Source organism: Vibrio sp. CyArs1 (genome assembly GCF_022432925.1).
GTDB lineage: Bacteria > Pseudomonadota > Gammaproteobacteria > Enterobacterales > Vibrionaceae > Vibrio > Vibrio mediterranei.
The window spans coordinates 210,917-230,781 of record NZ_JAKRBO010000003.1 but is presented as its reverse complement, the minus strand read 5'-3'; the positions used below and the strand labels follow the sequence as shown (position 1 = coordinate 230,781).

General features: G+C 42.9%; 19 protein-coding genes. 14 read left to right on the top strand and 5 right to left on the bottom strand.

What is annotated here, in order from left to right; translation table 11 throughout:
* Nucleotides 1-128: 128 nt before the first annotated feature.
* A complete protein-coding gene (locus MMA19_RS11605) occupies nt 129-860 on the top strand; it encodes a sulfite exporter TauE/SafE family protein (protein ID WP_006070327.1) in 732 nt (243 codons plus the stop codon).
* A 62-nt stretch (nt 861-922) separates the two neighbouring features.
* Here the strand turns inward: MMA19_RS11605 and uxuA are convergent, their stop codons facing one another.
* From uxuA to MMA19_RS11590, 3 genes are read right to left on the bottom strand one after another with little or no spacing between them, the layout of a single operon-like run.
* A complete protein-coding gene (gene uxuA, locus MMA19_RS11600) occupies nt 923-2,104 on the bottom strand; it encodes a mannonate dehydratase (protein ID WP_240206271.1) in 1,182 nt (393 codons plus the stop codon).
* Between the two features lie 60 nt (nt 2,105-2,164).
* Nucleotides 2,165-2,917: an FCD domain-containing protein gene (locus tag MMA19_RS11595; protein WP_088877948.1), complete on the bottom strand. Its 753-nt coding sequence runs from the start codon at nt 2,915-2,917 to the stop codon at nt 2,165-2,167.
* Nucleotides 2,918-2,928: 11 nt separating this feature from the next.
* Entirely contained in the window at nt 2,929-4,434 is a 1,506-nt protein-coding gene (locus tag MMA19_RS11590; protein WP_107306066.1) for a fucose isomerase, read from the bottom strand.
* Between the two features lie 347 nt (nt 4,435-4,781).
* Here MMA19_RS11590 and MMA19_RS11585 point away from each other — a divergent pair, with 347 nt between their 5' ends.
* Genes MMA19_RS11585 through MMA19_RS11530 form a run of 12 tightly spaced genes read left to right on the top strand, consistent with a single transcriptional unit; the run spans nt 4,782 to nt 17,285 of the window.
* Nucleotides 4,782-5,756: a TRAP transporter substrate-binding protein gene (locus MMA19_RS11585; RefSeq protein ID WP_088877946.1), complete on the top strand. Its 975-nt coding sequence runs from the start codon at nt 4,782-4,784 to the stop codon at nt 5,754-5,756.
* Nucleotides 5,757-5,812: 56 nt separating this feature from the next.
* Nucleotides 5,813-6,307: a TRAP transporter small permease gene (locus MMA19_RS11580; RefSeq protein ID WP_240206270.1), complete on the top strand. Its 495-nt coding sequence runs from the start codon at nt 5,813-5,815 to the stop codon at nt 6,305-6,307.
* 12 nt (nt 6,308-6,319) lie between these two features.
* Nucleotides 6,320-7,642, top strand: a complete 1,323-nt coding sequence (locus tag MMA19_RS11575; RefSeq protein WP_088877944.1) for a TRAP transporter large permease — start codon at nt 6,320-6,322, stop codon at nt 7,640-7,642.
* A 26-nt stretch (nt 7,643-7,668) separates the two neighbouring features.
* On the top strand, nt 7,669-10,170 hold the full coding sequence (locus MMA19_RS11570) for a TIM-barrel domain-containing protein (protein WP_240206269.1): 2,502 nt from the start codon (nt 7,669-7,671) through the stop codon (nt 10,168-10,170).
* Nucleotides 10,163-11,056 carry a sugar phosphate isomerase/epimerase gene (locus MMA19_RS11565; protein ID WP_107306074.1) on the top strand — a complete coding sequence of 298 codons (894 nt, stop codon included), beginning with the start codon at nt 10,163-10,165 and terminating at the stop codon, nt 11,054-11,056. Before MMA19_RS11570 ends, MMA19_RS11565 begins: the two co-directional genes overlap by 8 nt.
* Nucleotides 11,057-11,105: 49 nt before the next feature.
* The gene (locus tag MMA19_RS11560) at nt 11,106-11,627 is read left to right on the top strand and encodes a YgjV family protein (protein WP_161493974.1); all 522 of its coding nucleotides are present in this window, start codon (nt 11,106-11,108) and stop codon (nt 11,625-11,627) included.
* Nucleotides 11,621-12,049, top strand: coding sequence for an RbsD/FucU domain-containing protein (locus MMA19_RS11555; protein WP_088877940.1), 429 nt, complete (start codon nt 11,621-11,623; stop codon nt 12,047-12,049). The genes MMA19_RS11560 and MMA19_RS11555 overlap by 7 nt, the downstream gene beginning before the upstream one ends.
* A gap of 29 nt (nt 12,050-12,078) precedes the next feature.
* Entirely contained in the window at nt 12,079-13,542 is a 1,464-nt protein-coding gene (locus MMA19_RS11550; protein WP_240206268.1) for a fructuronate reductase, read from the top strand.
* Between the two features lie 22 nt (nt 13,543-13,564).
* Complete coding sequence (gene uxaC / locus MMA19_RS11545; RefSeq protein WP_240206267.1) at nt 13,565-14,974, top strand: glucuronate isomerase; 1,410 nt, start codon at nt 13,565-13,567, stop codon at nt 14,972-14,974.
* Between the two features lie 17 nt (nt 14,975-14,991).
* Nucleotides 14,992-15,951, top strand: a complete 960-nt coding sequence (locus MMA19_RS11540; RefSeq protein ID WP_171389948.1) for a sugar kinase — start codon at nt 14,992-14,994, stop codon at nt 15,949-15,951.
* Between the two features lie 9 nt (nt 15,952-15,960).
* Nucleotides 15,961-16,590, top strand: a complete 630-nt coding sequence (locus MMA19_RS11535; protein ID WP_240206266.1) for a bifunctional 4-hydroxy-2-oxoglutarate aldolase/2-dehydro-3-deoxy-phosphogluconate aldolase — start codon at nt 15,961-15,963, stop codon at nt 16,588-16,590.
* A 56-nt stretch (nt 16,591-16,646) separates the two neighbouring features.
* Complete coding sequence (locus tag MMA19_RS11530) at nt 16,647-17,285, top strand: hypothetical protein (RefSeq protein ID WP_240206265.1); 639 nt, start codon at nt 16,647-16,649, stop codon at nt 17,283-17,285.
* 71 nt (nt 17,286-17,356) lie between these two features.
* On the opposite strand, the gene MMA19_RS11525 is transcribed toward MMA19_RS11530, so the two are convergent.
* Entirely contained in the window at nt 17,357-17,512 is a 156-nt protein-coding gene (locus tag MMA19_RS11525; protein WP_006070313.1) for a hypothetical protein, read from the bottom strand.
* Between the two features lie 402 nt (nt 17,513-17,914).
* Between MMA19_RS11525 and MMA19_RS11520 the strand changes: the two genes are divergently transcribed.
* Nucleotides 17,915-19,576 (top strand): methyl-accepting chemotaxis protein, encoded by a 1,662-nt coding sequence (locus tag MMA19_RS11520; RefSeq protein WP_240206264.1) that lies wholly within the window; start codon nt 17,915-17,917, stop codon nt 19,574-19,576.
* A gap of 77 nt (nt 19,577-19,653) precedes the next feature.
* On the opposite strand, the gene MMA19_RS11515 is transcribed toward MMA19_RS11520, so the two are convergent.
* The gene (locus MMA19_RS11515; protein WP_198559226.1) at nt 19,654-19,809 is read right to left on the bottom strand and encodes a hypothetical protein; all 156 of its coding nucleotides are present in this window, start codon (nt 19,807-19,809) and stop codon (nt 19,654-19,656) included.
* Nucleotides 19,810-19,865 lie beyond the last annotated feature (56 nt).

Below are 19,865 nucleotides of genomic sequence, written 5' to 3'. Positions count from 1 at the left end.
ACTTCATATAATAATTCTTAACATCATCTATTTTAAATATTTTGTTACTTTTAGCGTGTCTGCGCGATGACAATTGTATACAATAGCAGCACCGCTGTTGTATTGTTGTTCTTTATAAAGGAAGTCCCATGCTCGCTGACTGGTTTAGTCACACGGCACTTATCGCGATGTTGCTGATCTTTTTGGGTTCGTTTGTACAAACTGCCATTGGATTTGGGTTAGCGATCGTTGCTGCACCACTGCTGTTCCAAGTATCTCCTGACTATGTACCGGCTCCTATCTGCTTGGTTGCATTATTTATCTCTTTACTTAATGCTGCGAAACATCGCTCTAATATTGCAATCGGCGGATTAAAAATGGCCATGATTGGCCGTGTACCGGGCTCGATTGCAGGAGCTGCGCTGCTTCTGTACGTTTCCACACAGGTTCTATCTCTGTGGTTAGGGGTATTAGTAGTATTCGCAGTTGTAGTTAGCCTGCTACCATTCAGAATAGAACCAACACCTACCAGAATGGGGGTCGCTGGCTTCTTCTCCGGCTTTTTTGGTACCAGCAGTGCCATTGGAGGGCCACCGATGGCTTTGTTACTCCAGCACCAAGAGGCGAACCAATTAAGAGGCAATTTGTCCGCTTTCTTTGTATTCAGTTCGATCATGTCATTAGTCGTGCAAGCGCCGATAGGTTTCCTAACACTACATCATTTGTATATCACAGTACCGCTTATCCCAGCAGCATGGTTAGGCTATAAGTTGGCTTTAATGACTACTCATTCTCTACCAAAAGAGAAGATCCGTATTGGCGCACTGGCATTATGTTCACTCAGTGGTGTTACCGCTATTGTTCAAGGTCTAATTCATTAACAACAAAAACAAAAAAGGAGGCAAACGCCTCCTTCTTTTTTAGTATACGAATGGTGGAACCATTACATATAAAATGCGCGCTTCAAAGCGAGTTCCACACCACGGATCTCAGCCAACCCTTTCAAACGACCGATACAAGAATAACCTGGGTTGGTTTGTTTCTTCAGATCGTCGATCATTTGATGACCATGGTCTGGTCTCATTGGAATCATGCGACTCTCGCCGGCGCTTAGTCGACGGTTCTCTTCTTTCAACAACGCATTGATCACATTGTACATATCGACATCGCCCTCCAGATGAGCTGCCTCATGGAAACTCATCGGATTATCTTCACGCTGAGTGGAGCGTAAGTGCGTAAAGTAAATTCGCTCTCCGTATGATTCGATCATTTTCACCAAGTCATTGTCACCACGAACACCATACGAACCTGTGCACATCGTGATACCGTTCATTTTACTCGGCACCGCCGTTGTTAACGCTTCAATATCTTCAATCGTCGACACAATGCGTGGTAGGCCAAGAATCGGACGCGGTGGATCATCAGGGTGAACCGCCAACTTGAGTCCATACTGCTCACAAACTGGAATCAGCTCTTGTAAGAACAGCACCATGTGTTCGCGCAGCTTCTCTTTATCGATGCCTTTATAGGTATCTAAGCGCGCTTGAAACTCTTCAAGTGTGTACCCTTCTTCGGCACCAGGCAGTCCAGCAATGATGTTAGACGTTAGCTTATCGATCTGAGCTTGAGACATAGCATCAAAACACGCCTTGGCATCCGCTTGCTCCTGTTCGGTATATTCAGCTTTCGCGCCTGGACGTTTGAGAATAAATAGTTCAAACGCTGCAAACTCGATTTGGTCGAAACGCAGTGCTTTTGAGCCATCAGCTAATTCATATTCCAAATCTGTACGCGTCCAATCTAATACCGGCATGAAGTTATAACACACCGTATCAATACCGCACTCAGCAAGATTGATTAGCGATTGCTTGTAGTTATCAATCCACTGTTGATAATTACCAGAGCGAGTCTTAATTTCTTCATGTACTGGCACACTTTCTACAACCGACCAAACAAAGCCTTTTGCTTCAATTATTTCTTTACGCTTTAGTATTTCTTCTTTTGTCCAAATTTCACCATTTGGAATATGGTGCAGAGCATTTACAATACCAGTTGCTCCCGCCTGTTTAATATCATCTAGTGATACAGGGTCATTAGGGCCATACCAACGCCATGTTTGTTCCATCTTACTTCCTCCAAAAATAAATAAAGGAAGCCTAAGTTAACTAATTAGCTCTATATCAATTTATCCGAATAGATATCCATCGAAATTAGGATCATCAATATTAGAAAGTTCCAATAATGTCTGTTTGACGTTTTCAAGATGTTGCCACATTGCTTCTTTAGCTCCGCTAGCGTCTCTTCGAACTAAGGCCGCTAAAATTACTTCATGATCATCTAACCACTTTTTACGGTAGTCTTTATTCTCAATACGAGAATGCAGCTGAGCCCACATCGCACTATTATGACGGCGTGACCATAAGTCTTTGGCAACTTGTGCTAAAACGCTATTCTGAGTTGCTTCAGCAATGAGACGGTGGAACTGCTCATCAGCATCATCTTCGATGTCTGATTGGTTCAAATCCGCATTATTTAAAAACTGTCTTTCACTTTCTAGAGCTTTTTTGAGTTTGATAATATCGTTCTTAGTTACTTGCAGAGCTGCTAGCGACGCTATTTCTGACTCAATATATTGTCGAGCTTGTAGAAGCTCAAAAGGACCGACATCTGCTAGTTCACTGGTAATGATTGCATTACCATTGATTTCACTAGCTCGTTGAATATAGATGCCAGCGCCTTTTTTCACTTCAACGACGCCTTCAATTTCTAGCATAACAAAGGCTTCTCGAACAACAGTACGACTGACATCATATGTTTCAGCAATTTCTCGCTCTGATTTATATCTGTCACCTATAGAATACCGGCCACTAAAAATATCTTGTTTTAGGCTGTTACCTATTTCTTGATATCTTTTTAACCCAACCGTACTGCTATTCATTAAATTATTCCTTAGTTATTGCCAAAAATTCTGACTTCAAAACCTAGCTCAGTGGACAATGCTACCATCTCTTGCATGACGTCACCGTAACAAATTGCAATATGGTTACTCATATAGTGCCCCATGATGGTTTCTTTACTTACACCGAGGTCAGTTGGTAATAGCGGCCACTCAGGTGTCGCACCATTCCACCACTCATTACGTTTTTCTTCTGGCAAGTCAACGATATTTCCGCGACCGATGTCCATTATCAACTTATCATTGATATTGTAACAACGTGCCCAGGTGATTTCACCCGGCTGACCTAAACCAGCAAATGTACCACCACCAATTGGGAACTTACGACGAACTTGTCGATATGAGTTTACACCTTCAAGCGAATCTACCTGTTTGTTAAAACCATAAGCACCACTTGAACCTGAGTTACACATCATCCATATGTCTTTATTTTCGTGCTCACCGCACCAACGTAAGTCGTGCATAAATACGGCACCGTGTAGGCCTTTCTTCTCAAGTAGTCGCTTAAGAAGCTCAGCCGGCATCGCATTACCTTGGTCCGCTTCCGTGGCACAAACAATGGACTTGCCATTTGATTCAGGTCTACAAGCTGAGTTCAACAAACCTTCAGCGAAATCTGAAGGTGGTAATACTTCTAGCATACCAATTTGATGTTGCCAGCCTAGACAGTCAGCTTTGTATTCGTTAACCATGTCCAAAACCGTAAGGTAATCTCGAAGCTGCTCTTTCGTTGATTCCGGAGTAAAGTCATCTTCCCAATGGAACTTAACACCTTTCTCCACCACAAATTTGAAAGCTTCTTCAATACGCTCTTGTGTAACAAACTGACCACGGTGAGCAATCCAAGATTGATCAAACTTATACTCGGAAAAGCCGTGCTTCATAAGTAGACGAGGACCAAAGTAAGAATTGACCATACCTTGGGAGGTATCACCCAGCATTAACATCGTAATACGCTTACGTCTGATTTCCTCCGCAACAGACTTTGCAATATCAACTGACTCAGAGGAGATAGGCATAACGCGCTTAATTTCAGAATCATCATACTGAATCTGTCCAGTGGTACACCACTCAGACAATCTTGACATAAATAGCTCATCACTAGACCAATCCTCTGCGTCGGTCCAAATGCGGCTATGGTCATGATCAAAAGACTTAAGGGATGCTGACGTAGAAAGAAGACCTACTAACCCAGGCCACTTTCTGTTGAAATTTGAACATAGCAATAGCGGTGTATCTTTTCCTATCACACCTTCTAAAGTATGAGTACCCCAAGCAAAGTGGACAAACAAACCGACAACTGGGTCCTTAATATTCCACAACTTCTCTTGAGCTTTATGGGGCCTATCAATACAACCTTCAATTACATAAGGTTCCCAACCTAGCTTTTCGAATGCTCTTTGTAACTGAACTAAGGCAGCTTCGGCCTCTGGCTGTGCAAGTTTGTTTGGTTTTTCATAAAACTCACCGGGCCAATATATCGCAACTCTTTTACTCATTGAGTGTTTCTCCAACAGAATTCATTAACTTCTCGACCATTCTAACCACACTGGCATGCCAATATCAATTTTTAAAAATACCAATTTAACTTCAGTTTTTATAGTTATGACGTATATCAGGTTTTTACAATGCTCTGACACAAATTCTATAAGCCACTGTTTTTTAATGACTTAATTGTTTATTTACCAATATTTAATGTGATTCCATTTTTTTGATGAATGACTCATTTACAGACTTGTCAGTACAAAAACCTGTGATGCATGGCACATAAATCTCAAATTCGACTGTTATTTGGTCACAACAAGCCTATATTGGCATACCAGTGAAACATAAAAGGACATTCACAATGAGTAAAAAAATAAAACTACTGACTACCCTCTCTACTGTAGCCCTTAGTATTGCTGCTTTTAATGCACAAGCACTTACGCTACGAATGGCACACAACTTGGCAGAGGATCACCCAACTAGCCAAGCTATGCAGAAATTTGCAGATGAAGTAAAAGAAAGAACTGATGGTGAAGTGAAAATCCGTTTGTTTTTTAATGGTGTATTAGGTGACGAGCGTTCAGTCGTTGAGCAAGTACAACGTGGTGTTATTGATATGACACGTGTTGGTGCGTCTACCCTTGAAACATTTGATCCTCTTTACTCTGCTTTCGCGCTGCCTTACCTATTCGATGATAGAGAACACATGTACACAGCTCTTGAAGGCGATGCAGGTAAGTTTGTTTACGAGCAAACGATGGATACAGGCCTTAAAGGACTGACGTTCTTTGATGGTGGTGAGCGTAACTTCTATACCCTTAGCAAGCCAATTATGACTCCTGATGATTTACGCGGCCAAAAGATCCGAGTAATGAACAGTCCAACAGCAATTAAGATGGTTCAACTGATCGGTGGTACACCAACACCACTAGCTTACGGCGAAATCTTCACTTCTCTTCAGCAAGGCGTTATTGATGGTGCAGAAAACAACCCGACTGCATTAACACTTGGTCGCCATGGTGAAGTTGCTAAGTACTATAGCTTTGACCGTCATAACCGAATCCCTGATTTTGTTGTAATTAGTACTAATTCTTGGAAGAAATTAACACCTGAACAACAAGAAGCAGTACAAGAGTCAGCGGACATTGCGAGAGACTTCCAAAAAGAGCTTTGGGGTACAGAAGAGAAGCTAGCGATTGAAGAAGCTAAAGAGAAAATGGGAGTTCAGTTCTTCTATCCTGAAATTGAACCTTTCCGTGAAAAAGTTGCGCCGCTCTATGATGAATATCGTGCGAACCCTGACATTGCTAAATTGCTAGATCTTATTCAAAGCTAACTAGTACATATCTTAGGCTCAATAGCGATATTGAGCCTAATCTTGGAGTTGTCGTTATGGAAATTATTTTTAAACAGTTAGAACGACTATGCATAATAATTTTAGTTGCGTTAGTCATTCTTTGTTTTTGGCAAGTATTTTCTCGGTATGGTTTAAATAACCCAAGTACATTTACTGAAGAATTGCTGCGCTCATTTTTGGTTTGGATGGTTATGCTTGGCTCTGCCCTTGCTTTTAAAACAAGAGAACATTTAGCACTAGTATTTATATTTGAGAAGCTTTCACCTAAAGCAGGTAAGAAACTTCGTATAATTAATGATTGCATTGTGCTCTTCTTTACTCTTTTCGTAATGGTATATGGTGGTTACGATTTAATAGTTTCGGCAGGAAGTCAAAAGACCGCCATTTTAGGCATTCCTATGTCTTGGGTTTATTCATGTGTATTCATTTCTGGATTGTTAGTTACGCTAATTCAAATCCAGCATATTCTCATAACAATAAAATCGCAGCCTGACAATAGCAGTACTGCAGATACTTCTGTAGCTAACTGAAGGTAATTAAAAATGTTTGAAGTCATTTCAGAGTTAGTATACGAGCCCCTATATGCTGCAGTATTACTATTTTCAGTTTTCTTTATTCTATTATTTATTGGCGTACCTATTGCTATAGCTATCGCCTTATCATCCGCAATTCTAGGCTTTTTCATAATGCCGGATATGGCTGCGTTTGTGGGTGCCCAAAAAATGTATGCGGGTATTGATAGCTTTACCTTGCTCGCCATTCCGTTCTTTATTTTAGCCGGTAACATCATGAATAGCGGCGGGATAGCACTGCGGTTAGTTAACTTTGCAAAACTGTCCGCAGGTCGTTTCGCAGGAGGACTCGCCCATACGAATATTGTAGCAAACATGTTATTCGGTTCCATATCTGGCTCATCTATTGCGGCGGCTGCAGCTGTCGGTGGCGTAATGGCACCTCTACAGAAAAAAGAAGGCTACAGCCCTGAATTCTCTGCCGCAGTAAACATTGCTTCCGCACCATCTGGCATTCTTATCCCGCCAAGTGGTCCACTTATTCTCTTCTCATTGGTAAGTGGTGGTACCTCAATTAGTGCACTTTTCATTGGCGGCTATATCCCAGGTATCATGATGGGCTTAGCTTGTATGATTGTAGCTTGGTATTACGCTAAGAAGAATAACTACCCTGTTGCTGGTAAGCCTACATTCCAAGAAGCAAAACGAGTAACCTTTGAAGCACTACCTAGTCTGCTGTTAGTCGTGGTAGTAATTGGAGGTATTGTCGCAGGTATCTTTACTGCTACTGAAGGTGCAGGTATCGCCGTTATATACTCTCTGGCTCTCTCCATAATCTATCGCATGGCAACAATAAAAGACTACATAGAGACTCTTCGTAAATCTCTGATCATGTCTGCTTCGATTCTATTGTTGATAGCTGCATCGGGAATTATGTCCTGGGTTATGGCTTTTACGGGTATTCCAGATGCAATCAGTGAACTGATTCTGCAGATTGACAACCCTATTCTTGTTCTGCTCCTTATAAACGTATGTTTATTAGTCGTAGGAACATTTATGGACCTAACACCAGCAGTACTTATTTTTACTCCAATTTTCATGCCTATCACCAGTCATTTAGGAATGGACCCTGTTCATTTTGGCTTGATGATGATTTTTAACTTAGGCCTTGGAAATATGACTCCTCCAGTAGGAAGTGTGCTGTTTATTGGCTGTAGCGTTGGCAATACAACGATTGAAGCGGTAACCAAACCATTAATACCATTCTTCTTTGCGTTATTAGTGATGTTGCTCTTTATTACTTATGTCCCGTTCCTAACAACTGGTCTACCTACTCTACTGAATTTGATGTAACTGATTTTTGAATTTGGATTAATAAAATGAAAACAACGAATAAATTAATTTCTGTGAACAAAGAGAACGACTGGTTCTCTATTCAAACAGAATCTATTGCTCTTAGAATGTACTTCTTATCAGATGATATCATTCGTCTACGTGCCGACTTTACAGAGAAGTATGAAGAGGCATCATATATTCTAACCATGACAGGCTGGGATGATAAACTTGACTCATTGTTAGGCAATGAACGCCAAAGAATAGAATTATTAGAACCAGAGTTTGTAGAAAACAAAACACATTACGCAATCAAAACGGCTTCGCTTACTGTAAAGCTGTTTAAAGACCCATTTGTCGTTAAGATTTACAACCAAGATGGCAAAGTGATCTACTCCGATCTTCCTAACCGAGCTATCCAGCAAGACCACCTTGGACGTGTTTATCATTATAGTGAGACTCGTGATGAGCGCTATTTCGGTTTCGGAGAGACAACTGGCAACATCAATAAAAAAGGTGAACATATTTCAATTAGTCCAAAAGATGCGATCAACCATGACCCATCTAAGACTAAGAATATGTATAAACACATTCCTTTCTACATGCGCGTCGATAACGAATCGCACCACGCTCTTGGTATGTTCTACCATAATAGCTGGGAATCTGAGTTCCATATGGACAGTGAAGTGTCTGGTTATTGGCCTCGTTATTCTTACTTCCGCGCTGAAGGTGGTGACATTGATGTGTTCTTCATCAATGGACCAAAGGTCACTGACGTATTGGAACGCTACACACAACTTACAGGTAAACCATACATGCCACCGAAGTACTCAATGGGGTATCTAGGCTCAACCATGTATTATCCTGAGCTACCACAGGATTGTGACGACGCAATCCTTGGTTTCATGGAACAAAACGATCGTGAACAAATTCCAGTAAGCGGCTTCCAACTTTCGTCAGGTTACACCGTAGGCTCTGATAATAAGCGCTATGTATTTACTTGGAATCAGAAACGATTCCCTGAGCCAAGCCGATTCTTTAAAGCGATGGAAGAGCGTGGCTGTCCGGTATCACCAAATATTAAGCCTGGTATTCTCGTCACTCACCCGTACTACGATGAATATGCTAGTAATAATGGCTTTATAAAAACAGCGGACAGTGAAAATCCATATACCGACAGCTGGTGGGGTGGTATGGGCTCATTTGTTGACTTCACTCACCCAGATGGCCGTCGCGTATGGAAAGATCAAATGAAACGTTCATTGATCGACCATGGTGTTACCTCTATTTGGAATGATAACTGCGAATACGAGATCAACGATCGTATGGCAACCTGTCACTTCGATGGATTAGGTGGTGTCGCTGGAGAACTGAAAGCTATACAGCCTACGCTTATGGGTAAAGTTGCTCAAGAAGCATTGGCAGAATCAGCTCCAGACGTTCGTCCTTACGTTATTAACCGTTCCGGCTCAGCCGGTATTCAGCGCTACGCTCAAACTTGGAGTGGTGACAACCCTTCTACTTGGTGTGCGATGCAATATGGTTTAAAGACCATCATGGGTATGGGTCTATCCGGCGTTCCAAATAACGGTGCGGATGTTGGCGGTTTTGCAGGACCTCGACCAGAGAAAGAGCTGTTCGTACGTTGGGTACAGAGCGGCGTATTCTATCCTCGTTTTTCTATCCACTCATGTAATACAGACAACACAGTTACTGAACCTTGGATGTATAAGGACGTCACTCAACTTATTCGCGATGCTATCCAATTACGCTTATCGTTGAGCCCATACTTATACACTTGGCTTCATCGCTCTACTCAAACAGGTGAGCCAATCCTACGTCCATTGATGGTTGACTTCCAGAATGACACGAATGTCTATGACGTTGAAGACCAGTTCATGTGGGGTGACAGCCTTCTAGTTGCTCCAGTACTAGAGAAAGGTGTGAAGCAAAAAGACGTTTACTTACCAGCAGGTCAAAGATGGCTTCGTTGGGGTACGCATGAAGTGTATCAAGGCGGTCAGACTATCACTTTGGATGTCGAACTAGACACCATTCCAATGTTCATTAAGCAAGGTGGTTTCGTAACATCAACGTCAGACATTAATCACCTAAAACTGGACCAAGTCGAAACACTCAAGCTTCACCTTGCTCCAGCGACAGCCAGTTATGAGCTGTATGAAGACGATGGTGAAACTAATAAGTTCCAACAGGGGGAGTATAAACTTTCTCGCTTCAATGTGGATTCCAAAGATATCTGCACGATCAATGTTAAAGCAGAAGGTGATTATGTAAGTCCAATCAAGATGTATGAGTGGCATGTAATCAGTCCTGAGAAAGGAGCTTTCTGGTGTAAGTTGGATGGGGAACTCATTCCACAAGTACTAGACCGCAACCACTTCGCTGATTGCGAGATTGGTTGGATTTTCGATTGTGCCGACAACACTGTTCGCGTTCGCTATCCAAACCTAAACAAAGACCACCAGCTTGAGGTGAGCTTCGAGAAGTTCGACCTAATCGGCATGATTGAGGAGACGGAAGATGAATAAGTTTGGGACTCATATTCAAGTTTGGAAACCAACGTGGACTCCAGGCGAAGTTGAAGCAGCGGCGAAAAAGGCGTCTGAGCTAGGTTATCACTTTTTAGAAGTACCTATCCGCGCTCCTGAGACAGTAGACACAGAAGCGGTTAAAGCGATCCTAGATACTTATGGTATGACCTGTGTGTGTCCTTATGTTCACGCTGCCGACCTAGATATTGCAACGGAAGATGAAGCGACTCGACAAGCTGCCGTTGAAAAAATGAAGAAAGGCATCGACTGTGCAGCCAAACTGGGTGCCAAGTGGATTACGGGGCCAACTTCCTCTGCACTAGGCAAGTTTGATATCCAACGTACAGATAAGGAAATAGAAAATTCTGTTCGTTCGATGAAAGAACTGACTACTTATGCAAAGCAATTCGGCATCAACATTTGCGTTGAAGCATTGAACCGCTATGAAAACAACCTAGTTAACACCGCTAAACAAGGTCTAGATTACGCGAATAAGGTTGGAGCCGATAACCTCTATATCCAACTTGATTCCTTCCATATGAATATCGAAGAGTCAGACATTCGTGGTGCTATTCTCACGTTAGGGGATAAATTAGGGTATATCCAAGTTGCTGATAACTATCGCGGTTATCTAGGTACTGGTGAGTTCAACTTTACTAAATTATTTCGTGCATTAGCTGAGATAGACTACCAGCACTTCATTGGTTTGGAAGTTTTCTCATCTGCAGTTTCTGAGCCTGCGCATTCCGGAAAATTAGCAATCTGGCGCGAAACATGGAGCAACAGCGAGGATATCGCAAACCACGCTTATCGCTTTATGGAGCAGCAAGTGGAAGATGCTAAACGCTACCACGCTATGTTGTCCAACGGAACTATCGCTTAATTAAGTTAGTTGAGGAGGCCGCCTTCGCGGCTTCCTCTTGGAGCAATACGTGGACATTAACTTTGCGCAAGCACTTGGCTTTGTCGGCTACCTTATCGGAATCACTCTTTCACTACAGAAAGATGACGCTAAATTACGCTTTTTACTCGTATGTATGTGTGCAGTGATGATGGTGCATTTCGCGTTGTTAGGCAGCTTCATATCAGCATTTATGTGCATTTTAAACGGTGCTCGAACGTATTTTTCAGGTAAGACCAAAAGCTTAAAAGTTATGTTTGGTTTTATCACATTAATGTGGATTTTAGGTCTATCTCAGTTCACAGAATACTATCAACTCATCACCATATTCACCTCTAGCTTAGCGACGTATGGGCTCTATAGAACCAGTGGAATTAAGATGAGGTTATTATTTCTTACCAATAATGTGGGATGGACAATCAACAATTACATCGTTGGATCCATTGGGGGAACACTCATGGAGTCAACATTTATTCTAATGAATTTAATCACAATCTATCGCCTAAGTATCGATACCAAAAAAGCCGCTATGCAGGACAGCAAATCATGCTAAAAACAATTCCCCCAATTATCTCACCAGAACTAATGAAGACACTAATGGAAATGGGACACGGCGACAAAATCGTACTCGCCGATGCCAACTTTCCTGTGGTATCAAATGCAAAGCACGTAATCCGTGCCGATGGGCATTCCATCCCTGAACTACTTGATGCCATCCTCTCTTTGATGCCGTTGGATGATTATATTGAGAAACCGACATGTGTCATGGAGCCTATCGCTGCCAATCAAATTCCAGAAGTCTGGAGTCAGTACGAAACGATCATTAACAAGCACGAAAAGTTTAAGGGTTGGGAATACAAAGAAAGGTTCGCTTTCTATGAAGAGGCTAAAACCTGTTTTGCCATCGTTGCTACGTCTGAGCGTGCACTGAAGGCAAACGTCATTCTGACCAAAGGCGTCATTAGACAAGCATAACCCTAAACAAGAATTAAATAGGCCAAGCAATGAATAATATCAGCAATACTTCTTTGAACCACACCGCAGAAACACCTAACTATGATCGCTCAACACTTAAATCTCGAATTGTTCACCTAGGATTCGGCGCCTTTCACCGCGCACACCAAGGACTCTTTACTGATGAGGTTGCTCGAAAATCACAAAGCGATTGGGGTATTTGTGAAATCAACCTTTTCGGTGGAGAAGAGTTAATTACTTCGTTACGCGCACAAGATCATTTATATACTGTCGCGGAAAAAGGCGCTCAGTCTACTGACGTCAAAGTTATTGGTTCAGTGACAGAGTCTCTACACCCAAGTTTAGAAGGCATCGATACTGTTATTGAGAAGATGGCTGAGCCACAGGTCGCCATTGTTTCAATGACTATCACTGAAAAAGGTTACTGCGCAGACCCTGCTACTGGTCGACTAGATAAGAACAATCCTTTAGTCATTGCCGACTTAGAAAACCCATCTTCTCCAAAATCAGCACTAGGCTGCATAGTTCAAGCTTTGAAAGTTCGTCGCGAACGTGGTCTATCACCATTTACTGTCATGTCTTGCGACAATGTACAAGAAAACGGTCACGTGGCGAAAGCGGCTATTTTAGAATTCGCCAAGTTACTAGATGCTGAGCTAGGTGCCTGGATTGAAGCAAACGTAACTTTCCCTTGCACTATGGTAGACCGTATCGTTCCTGCAGCAACGGAAGAAACGCTACGTGAAATCACTGAACTACTCGGCGTTGAAGACCCATGTGGTATTGCTTGTGAACCTTTCCGCCAGTGGGTAATCGAAGACAACTTCGTAGCTGGCCGTCCAGATTGGAACATTGCTGGTGCAGAGTTTGTCGCGGACGTTGTACCTTATGAAGAGATGAAGCTCAGAATGCTAAACGGTAGTCACTCATTCTTAGCTTACCTAGGTTACCTCGGGGGTTACGCTCATATCTCAGACACGATGACAGATGCCGGTTATCGCAAAGCCGCTTTCGATATGATGATGTTAGCGCAAGCCCCATCGCTTAAGATGCCCGAAGGGACAGATTTAGAAGCTTACGCCAAGCTGCTCATTGATCGTTTCACTAACCCTAGCTTAAAACACAAGACTTGGCAGATCGCGATGGACGGTAGCCAAAAGATCCCTCAACGTATGGGGGGAAGTCTAAAATTCCATCTAGACCAAGGTTCTGAATTTAAATGGCTTGCCGCAGGTATCGCTGGCTGGATGCGCTATGTGTCGGGTATTGATGAGCAAGGTAACGAAATCGACGTTCGCGACCCAATGGCAACAATGCTTCGAAGTGTCTGCGACCAGCACGGTCTAAACGTCAATGTCGTCCCAGCATTACTTGGTATCGAAGCGATTTTTCCAAGAGAGATTGGTCAGAACCCAATTGTGATTGATGCAGTTTCAAGCGCCTACCAATCACTTATCGATCATGGTGCTAAAGCAACTGTTGCTGCACTCTAAAGCTTCGTTAAGGACCTAAGTGATGAAAGACTTTCTCTGCGAAGATTTTTTACTAAGTAACGAGACGGCTCGTCGCCTATATCATGAATACGCGGCTGAACAGCCGATTTATGATTATCACTGCCACTTAAATCCAGCCGAAGTTGCAAGCAATCGTAAGTTCGATAACCTCGGTCAAATTTGGCTTGAAGGCGACCACTACAAATGGCGCGGTATGCGCTCAGCTGGTATTCAAGAGCAATTGATCACAGGTTCTGCCTCTGATTACGACAAATTTCAAGCGTGGGCAAAGACAGTGCCTATGACGTTAGGTAACCCGCTCTATCACTGGACGCATTTAGAGTTGCGTCGACCATTTGGTATTACAGGGAAGCGACTTAGTCCCGAGACGGCTGACACCATTTGGAACCATTGTAACGAGCTGCTACAAACGCCTGAGTTTTCAGCACGCGGTATTATGAAGCAAATGAATGTTGTCATGGCCGGGACAACTGATGACCCAGTCGATACGCTTGAACATCATAAAGCGATTGCTGATGATGAAAGTTTCGATATTGAAGTACTACCTAGTTGGCGTCCTGATAAAGCCTTCAAAATTGAGTTGGATGGTTTTGCAGACTATATGACGTTATTAGGCCGCGCAGCAGATGTTGAGATTAACAGTTTCGCAACCCTGCTTGACGCACTTGATCGACGTCTTTCTCACTTCGATGCTCACGGCTGTCGTGCAGCCGATCATGGCATTGAAATCGTTCGTTACGCACAAGTTCCATCAGAGCAAGCATTAGACCACTTGATGAATCGCCGCTTAAGCGGAGAAAAACTTACAGAAGAAGAGTGCGCACAATTCTCTACTGCGGTCCAAGTCTGGTTAGGTAAACGCTACGCCAAGCTAGGTTGGGTAATGCAACTGCACATTGGCGCACAGCGAAACAATAATACACGCATGTTCAAATTGCTTGGTGCAGATGCCGGCTTTGACTCCATCAGTGACCGTACCTTTGCATTCGAATTAGCTCATCTTCTTGATGAAATGGATCAAAGTAATGAACTACCTAAAACCATTCTTTACTGCCTAAACCCTCGTGATAACGAAATGATGGCAACGATGATTGGAAACTTCCAAGGTGGCGGCATTGCGGGCAAAGTTCAATTTGGCTCTGGTTGGTGGTTTAACGACCAAAAAGATGGCATGCAACGACAAATAGAACAGTTGTCTCAACTAGGACTACTGAGTCAGTTTGTTGGTATGTTAACCGACTCTCGCAGCTTCCTCTCTTATACGCGCCACGAATATTTCCGAAGAATACTGTGCAACGTTGTCGGAAAATGGGCGGAAGATGGAGAAGTACCTAATGACATGATGCTACTTGGCCCTATGGTCGAAGATATCTGTTTCAATAACGCTAAGCGTTACTTTACCAACATCTAACCACCGGAGAAATCATGATGAAACACATTGCGATTATCGGAGAATGTATGATCGAGTTAAATGGCAAACCATTTGGCGAGATGCATCAAACATTCGGTGGCGATACCCTCAACGCCGCAGTTTATCTTAGCCGTGCCTGCGCCTTAAACCCGGACCCTACATTAATTAAAACGTCCTATGTCTCAGCCCTAGGCATTGACCCCATTAGTGTCGGCATGCTGTCTCGCTGGCACAAAGAAGGAGTTGACACCTCATTGGTTCTTCGAGATCAACAACGTACACCTGGGCTTTATCTGATCCAGTTAGATGAACAAGGTGAACGAACGTTTCTATATTGGCGAAATCAATCTGCTGCTCGCTACCTTTTTCAGCAATCTGGTTTTGAGGCCGTCAAAGCTTCACTTAAGCAGGTCAACATGGTTTTCCTGAGTGGGATTAGTCTTGCGATTTTACCTGAGGAAGACCGAATACTCATGTTCCAACTTCTTCAAGAGCTGAAAAAACAAGGCGTAGAAGTCAGTTTTGATAGTAACTATCGTGCGAGTTTGTGGCCGATAGATGAGCTGAAAACCGTAAAATCAACCTATCAGCAAATGTATCAACTCACTGACCTCGCACTGGTTACGTTCGATGACGAACAGCTAATTTGGGGAGACACTACACCACAAGATACTGTGCAACGACTTCACGCTGAAGGCGTAAGACATGTGGTGGTAAAACTAGGCTCTCAAGGTTGTTTCATTTCCGAAGAATTTGCCACTAGTAGTCAACACATTCCAACACAAGTTGTTGAGAAGGTAGTGGACACCACTTCTGCTGGAGACTCCTTTAACGGTGGCTTCCTATCCTGCTACCTCGCTGGAGGATCATTAAGGCAATCTTGTCAGAGAGGCAATCGCCTTGCTGGAATCGTAATTCAACATAAAGGGGCAATAATCCCCAAGACTGCGACTGATGTCGTGACCCAAAAACATTAAGGAATTTACATGTCGACTATCAACGAACAACTACAGGCGCTTAAAGTCATCCCTGTTATCGCTATCGACAAAGCGGAAGATATTATCCCTTTAGGCAAAGTACTGGCTGAAAACGGCCTACCTGCCGCTGAGATCACTTTCCGCTCTGAAGCCGCGGTCGAAGCGATTCGTTTGCTAAGAGAAGCGCAACCAGATATGTTGATTGGAGCTGGTACGGTTTTAAATCGCGAGCAAGTGATTGCAGCAAAAGAAGCGGGAGCGACATTTATTGTTTCACCTGGATTCAACCCAAATACCGTTAAAGCGTGCCAAGAGCTTGAGATTGACATTGTACCCGGAGTCAATAACCCAAGTACGGTTGAAGCGGCGTTGGAAATGGGGCTCACTACTTTAAAATTCTTCCCTGCGGAGGCATCTGGTGGCGTTAATATGGTGAAGTCACTGTTAGCACCCTACGGTGATATTTGCTTAATGCCTACAGGTGGAATCAACCCTAAGAACATCAAAGACTATCTAGCGATCCCTCGTGTACTTGCTTGCGGTGGAACATGGATGGTTGATAAAAAGCTTATCGAAGCTGGCGAATGGGACGAACTTGCTCTACTTACTCGTGAAGCGGTTGCATTGGTGAATAATTAATCTGTATTGTTGAGGCTCCAGAAGGAGCCTCCCAAGCAGTAACGAAAAGGATTTTTATGAAGATTTTGTTCCTGCACACTTTATCGAGCAACATCACCCTCTTTAAACCTCTAGCCACAACATCGCTCCCTAAACACGAGCTATCCCACGATGTCCAAGAATCGTTTCTAAACGAGATACGCAAAACAGGGCCAACTCCTTCTATCGTCAAACAGATTCAAGATTATTTAAGCCAGCGGCTTACTCAAGGCTATGACTTTATTGTTTGCACTTGTTCAACCCTAGGCCCAATTGCAGATGCTTATCCTGATAACCGCGTTTTTCGAGTCGATCGACCGATGGCAGAGCAAACTATTAATTACAAAAGAGTACTTGTCGCCGTTACTCTTGAAAGCACCATTGTTCCAACTCGGTCATTGTTAGAAAGCACGAACCCGCAATCTCAGTTTGAGTTCTTATTTATTCCCGAAGCGTGGAGCCATTATGTCAGTGACTCTATGGATAAATTCAACACAAGTATCATCAATACTATTGATAAACACATCAAGAAATCTTCAGAAAACTATAACGCTGTTTTGTTGGCACAAGCATCAATGGCGTATGCAGTAGATTACTGCCAATTTAACATTCCCGTTTTATCTAGCCCAGAGAGCTGTCTACGCTATTTAGGGAAGCGACTAGAAAACGATTTATAGTGCACTCAAAACTTGGTTCTCAAAAAACACGAACCAGCATAAATGCTGGTTCAACACTTTGCCTCAAGTTATTAAAGCTTCGTCATCGTTTTCGGACAGGTATCGAGGTGAGTAGTGACAACTAAACCCGCTTCCGTTAGACAAATATTACCCGGTGCGCCTCCTTCCTCAGCTATAGAAGCGAACGAACACATAACGCCTAGCATAAAAATAAAGACTGCTTTCATATTATTCTCCATGTCATTACGTTCAAAAATGACGATTTCCTTTACTTCGTCATTTATAGCTTAGTCGAAGAAATCAACTCGCAAACTGATTTTTATCTTTATTTTTCAAATAGATAAACCACATCAATATGTTAAATGGCAAGATTTATCCGCTGAATCATATAATCGGTAATTTCAGCGGCAATCGTTCTCCGGTTACGGAACAAAAGCCGTTATAGAAAATTTGACAAGCACTTCTTCAAATTAGCTGACTTGAGGGCACAACCTTTATAAACCATTCAGGTAGAAGAACTATTTTCCAAACACCATTCCCTGAATAAATTTTAGGCACACCACTTGCTTTGTTATTGATACGCAACTCAATAATTGCGTATTTATTATAATAATTAGGATACGAATGTTATGAATTTGTCTATTCGAAAGCGGTTGTATGTCTTAACGATACTTCCTTTACTACTCGTTACATTAGGAATTTTAGGAGTCACTTACTCAAAGGTTTCTGAACTCAACCAACAACAATTTGATGATACCCGAGAAAGCTTGCTGGTTAATAAGAAACAAGAACTGCGCAACTACTTACAACTTGCTAAGTCCTCACTTCTCCCTCTAATTGAGAAAAAAAGCCAGAGAGAAGAGGTGCTTCAGCTACTTAAAAATCTTGAATATGGAGAAAATGGCTATCTATTTGGCTATGACTCGAAAGGAAATCGTCTGCTTGTAGGTAAAAATGGTTCAGGTCTAGGCCAAAACTTTATCGATGCTAAAGACAGCAAAGGCAACTTGTTTATTAAAGATCTTATTAATAACGCCAAATCTAATGCATTTACTACCTACTATTTCCCTAAACCAGGACAAACCAATCCTGAAGCTAAATTAAGCTACTCGATATATATACCTGAGTGGGATTTGATACTCGGTACTGGTTTTTACATAGACGACATAGACACCACTATTTCTGCTATGGAGCAGCAAGCAACAGAAGCGCTTAATGCGAAAATTATCACTATCATTTTATTATCTGGACTGACACTGGTTGTGGTATTTGGTATGGCTACCTTCATCAACCGAAGCATTATGAAGCCACTTGATAAATTCGATGCTTCGCTAAAAACGTTTGCGACAGGCGATGCCGACTTGACTGCAAGAATGGAGAGCTTCGATGCACCTGAATTTAAACGTCTTGGAGAGAACTTCAATGCGTTTGTGAGCAGTCTCCAGGAGATCATTACCAACGTCTCGGAGACCAGCCATATTGTTGTGGAAGAAACTCGCGCGATGAAAAGAAGAGCAATGCAGGTGGATAGCCTTGCTACCAATCAGCGAGAAGAGACCGAACAAGTAGCCACAGCTATGACTGAAATGACGACAACATCCTCTGAAATTTCATCTAACGCCACTAGCGCTGCAACATCAGCACAGCAAGCAGACGAAAATGCCCGAGACGCCCAACAAACGGTGAATACAGCTGCAACGTCTGTACAAGCTCTAGCTGATGAAGTCCTTCAGGCAAGTTCAGTTATCAGTAAGTTAGAAGAAGATGTCAAAAACATCTCTACCTCTTTGACCGTTATTCAAGATATTGCCGAACAAACTAATTTACTGGCATTAAATGCAGCCATTGAAGCAGCTCGAGCGGGTGAACAAGGACGAGGTTTCGCCGTCGTAGCGGATGAAGTTCGACAGTTAGCTAGCCGCACACAAGACAGCACAGGCGAAATCCATCAGATGATCGAGCAACTCAAAAGCGCTTCCGATGAAGCCGTCAGAGCGATGGACTCCAGCCGAACTAGAGGAGATGAAACGGTACGTCAAACCAATGATGCCGCTACCGCCATTGAAGAAATACAACGAGCCATCGCTAATATTCACGATATGAACGCGCTAATTGCAACGGCAACGGAGGAACAAGCGATTGTCGGTAAAGATATAGCTCAACGTATCGTGGTGATTTCAGACCAAAGTGGTGAATCCGCACAACTTGCAGGTCTAAATAAGAGCGGGAGTGACAATCTAAATCAACGCGCAACGCAGTTAGAGCAACTGGTATCCCGTTTTACCGTATAACCCGTCCTCCCCCTATAAGACCAAACGAACCAGCGATATATCGCTGGTTCGTGTTAGCTTCTCAATCATACATATGATCAGAGTTTGGTTGTGTTTTTAGGACAACGCTCCAGATGAGTCGTAATCACTTGTCCTGACTCCATCTGACAGATGGTACCTGGCGCACCACCATTTTCAGCAAAGCTTGAGAATGATGCAAAAATCAAGCTAAGTGTCACTAATAATGTTCTCATTTTGTCACTCCTTCTGTACTAGAATTAGACAGAAGCGCCGCCTCCCTGCCTCTGCA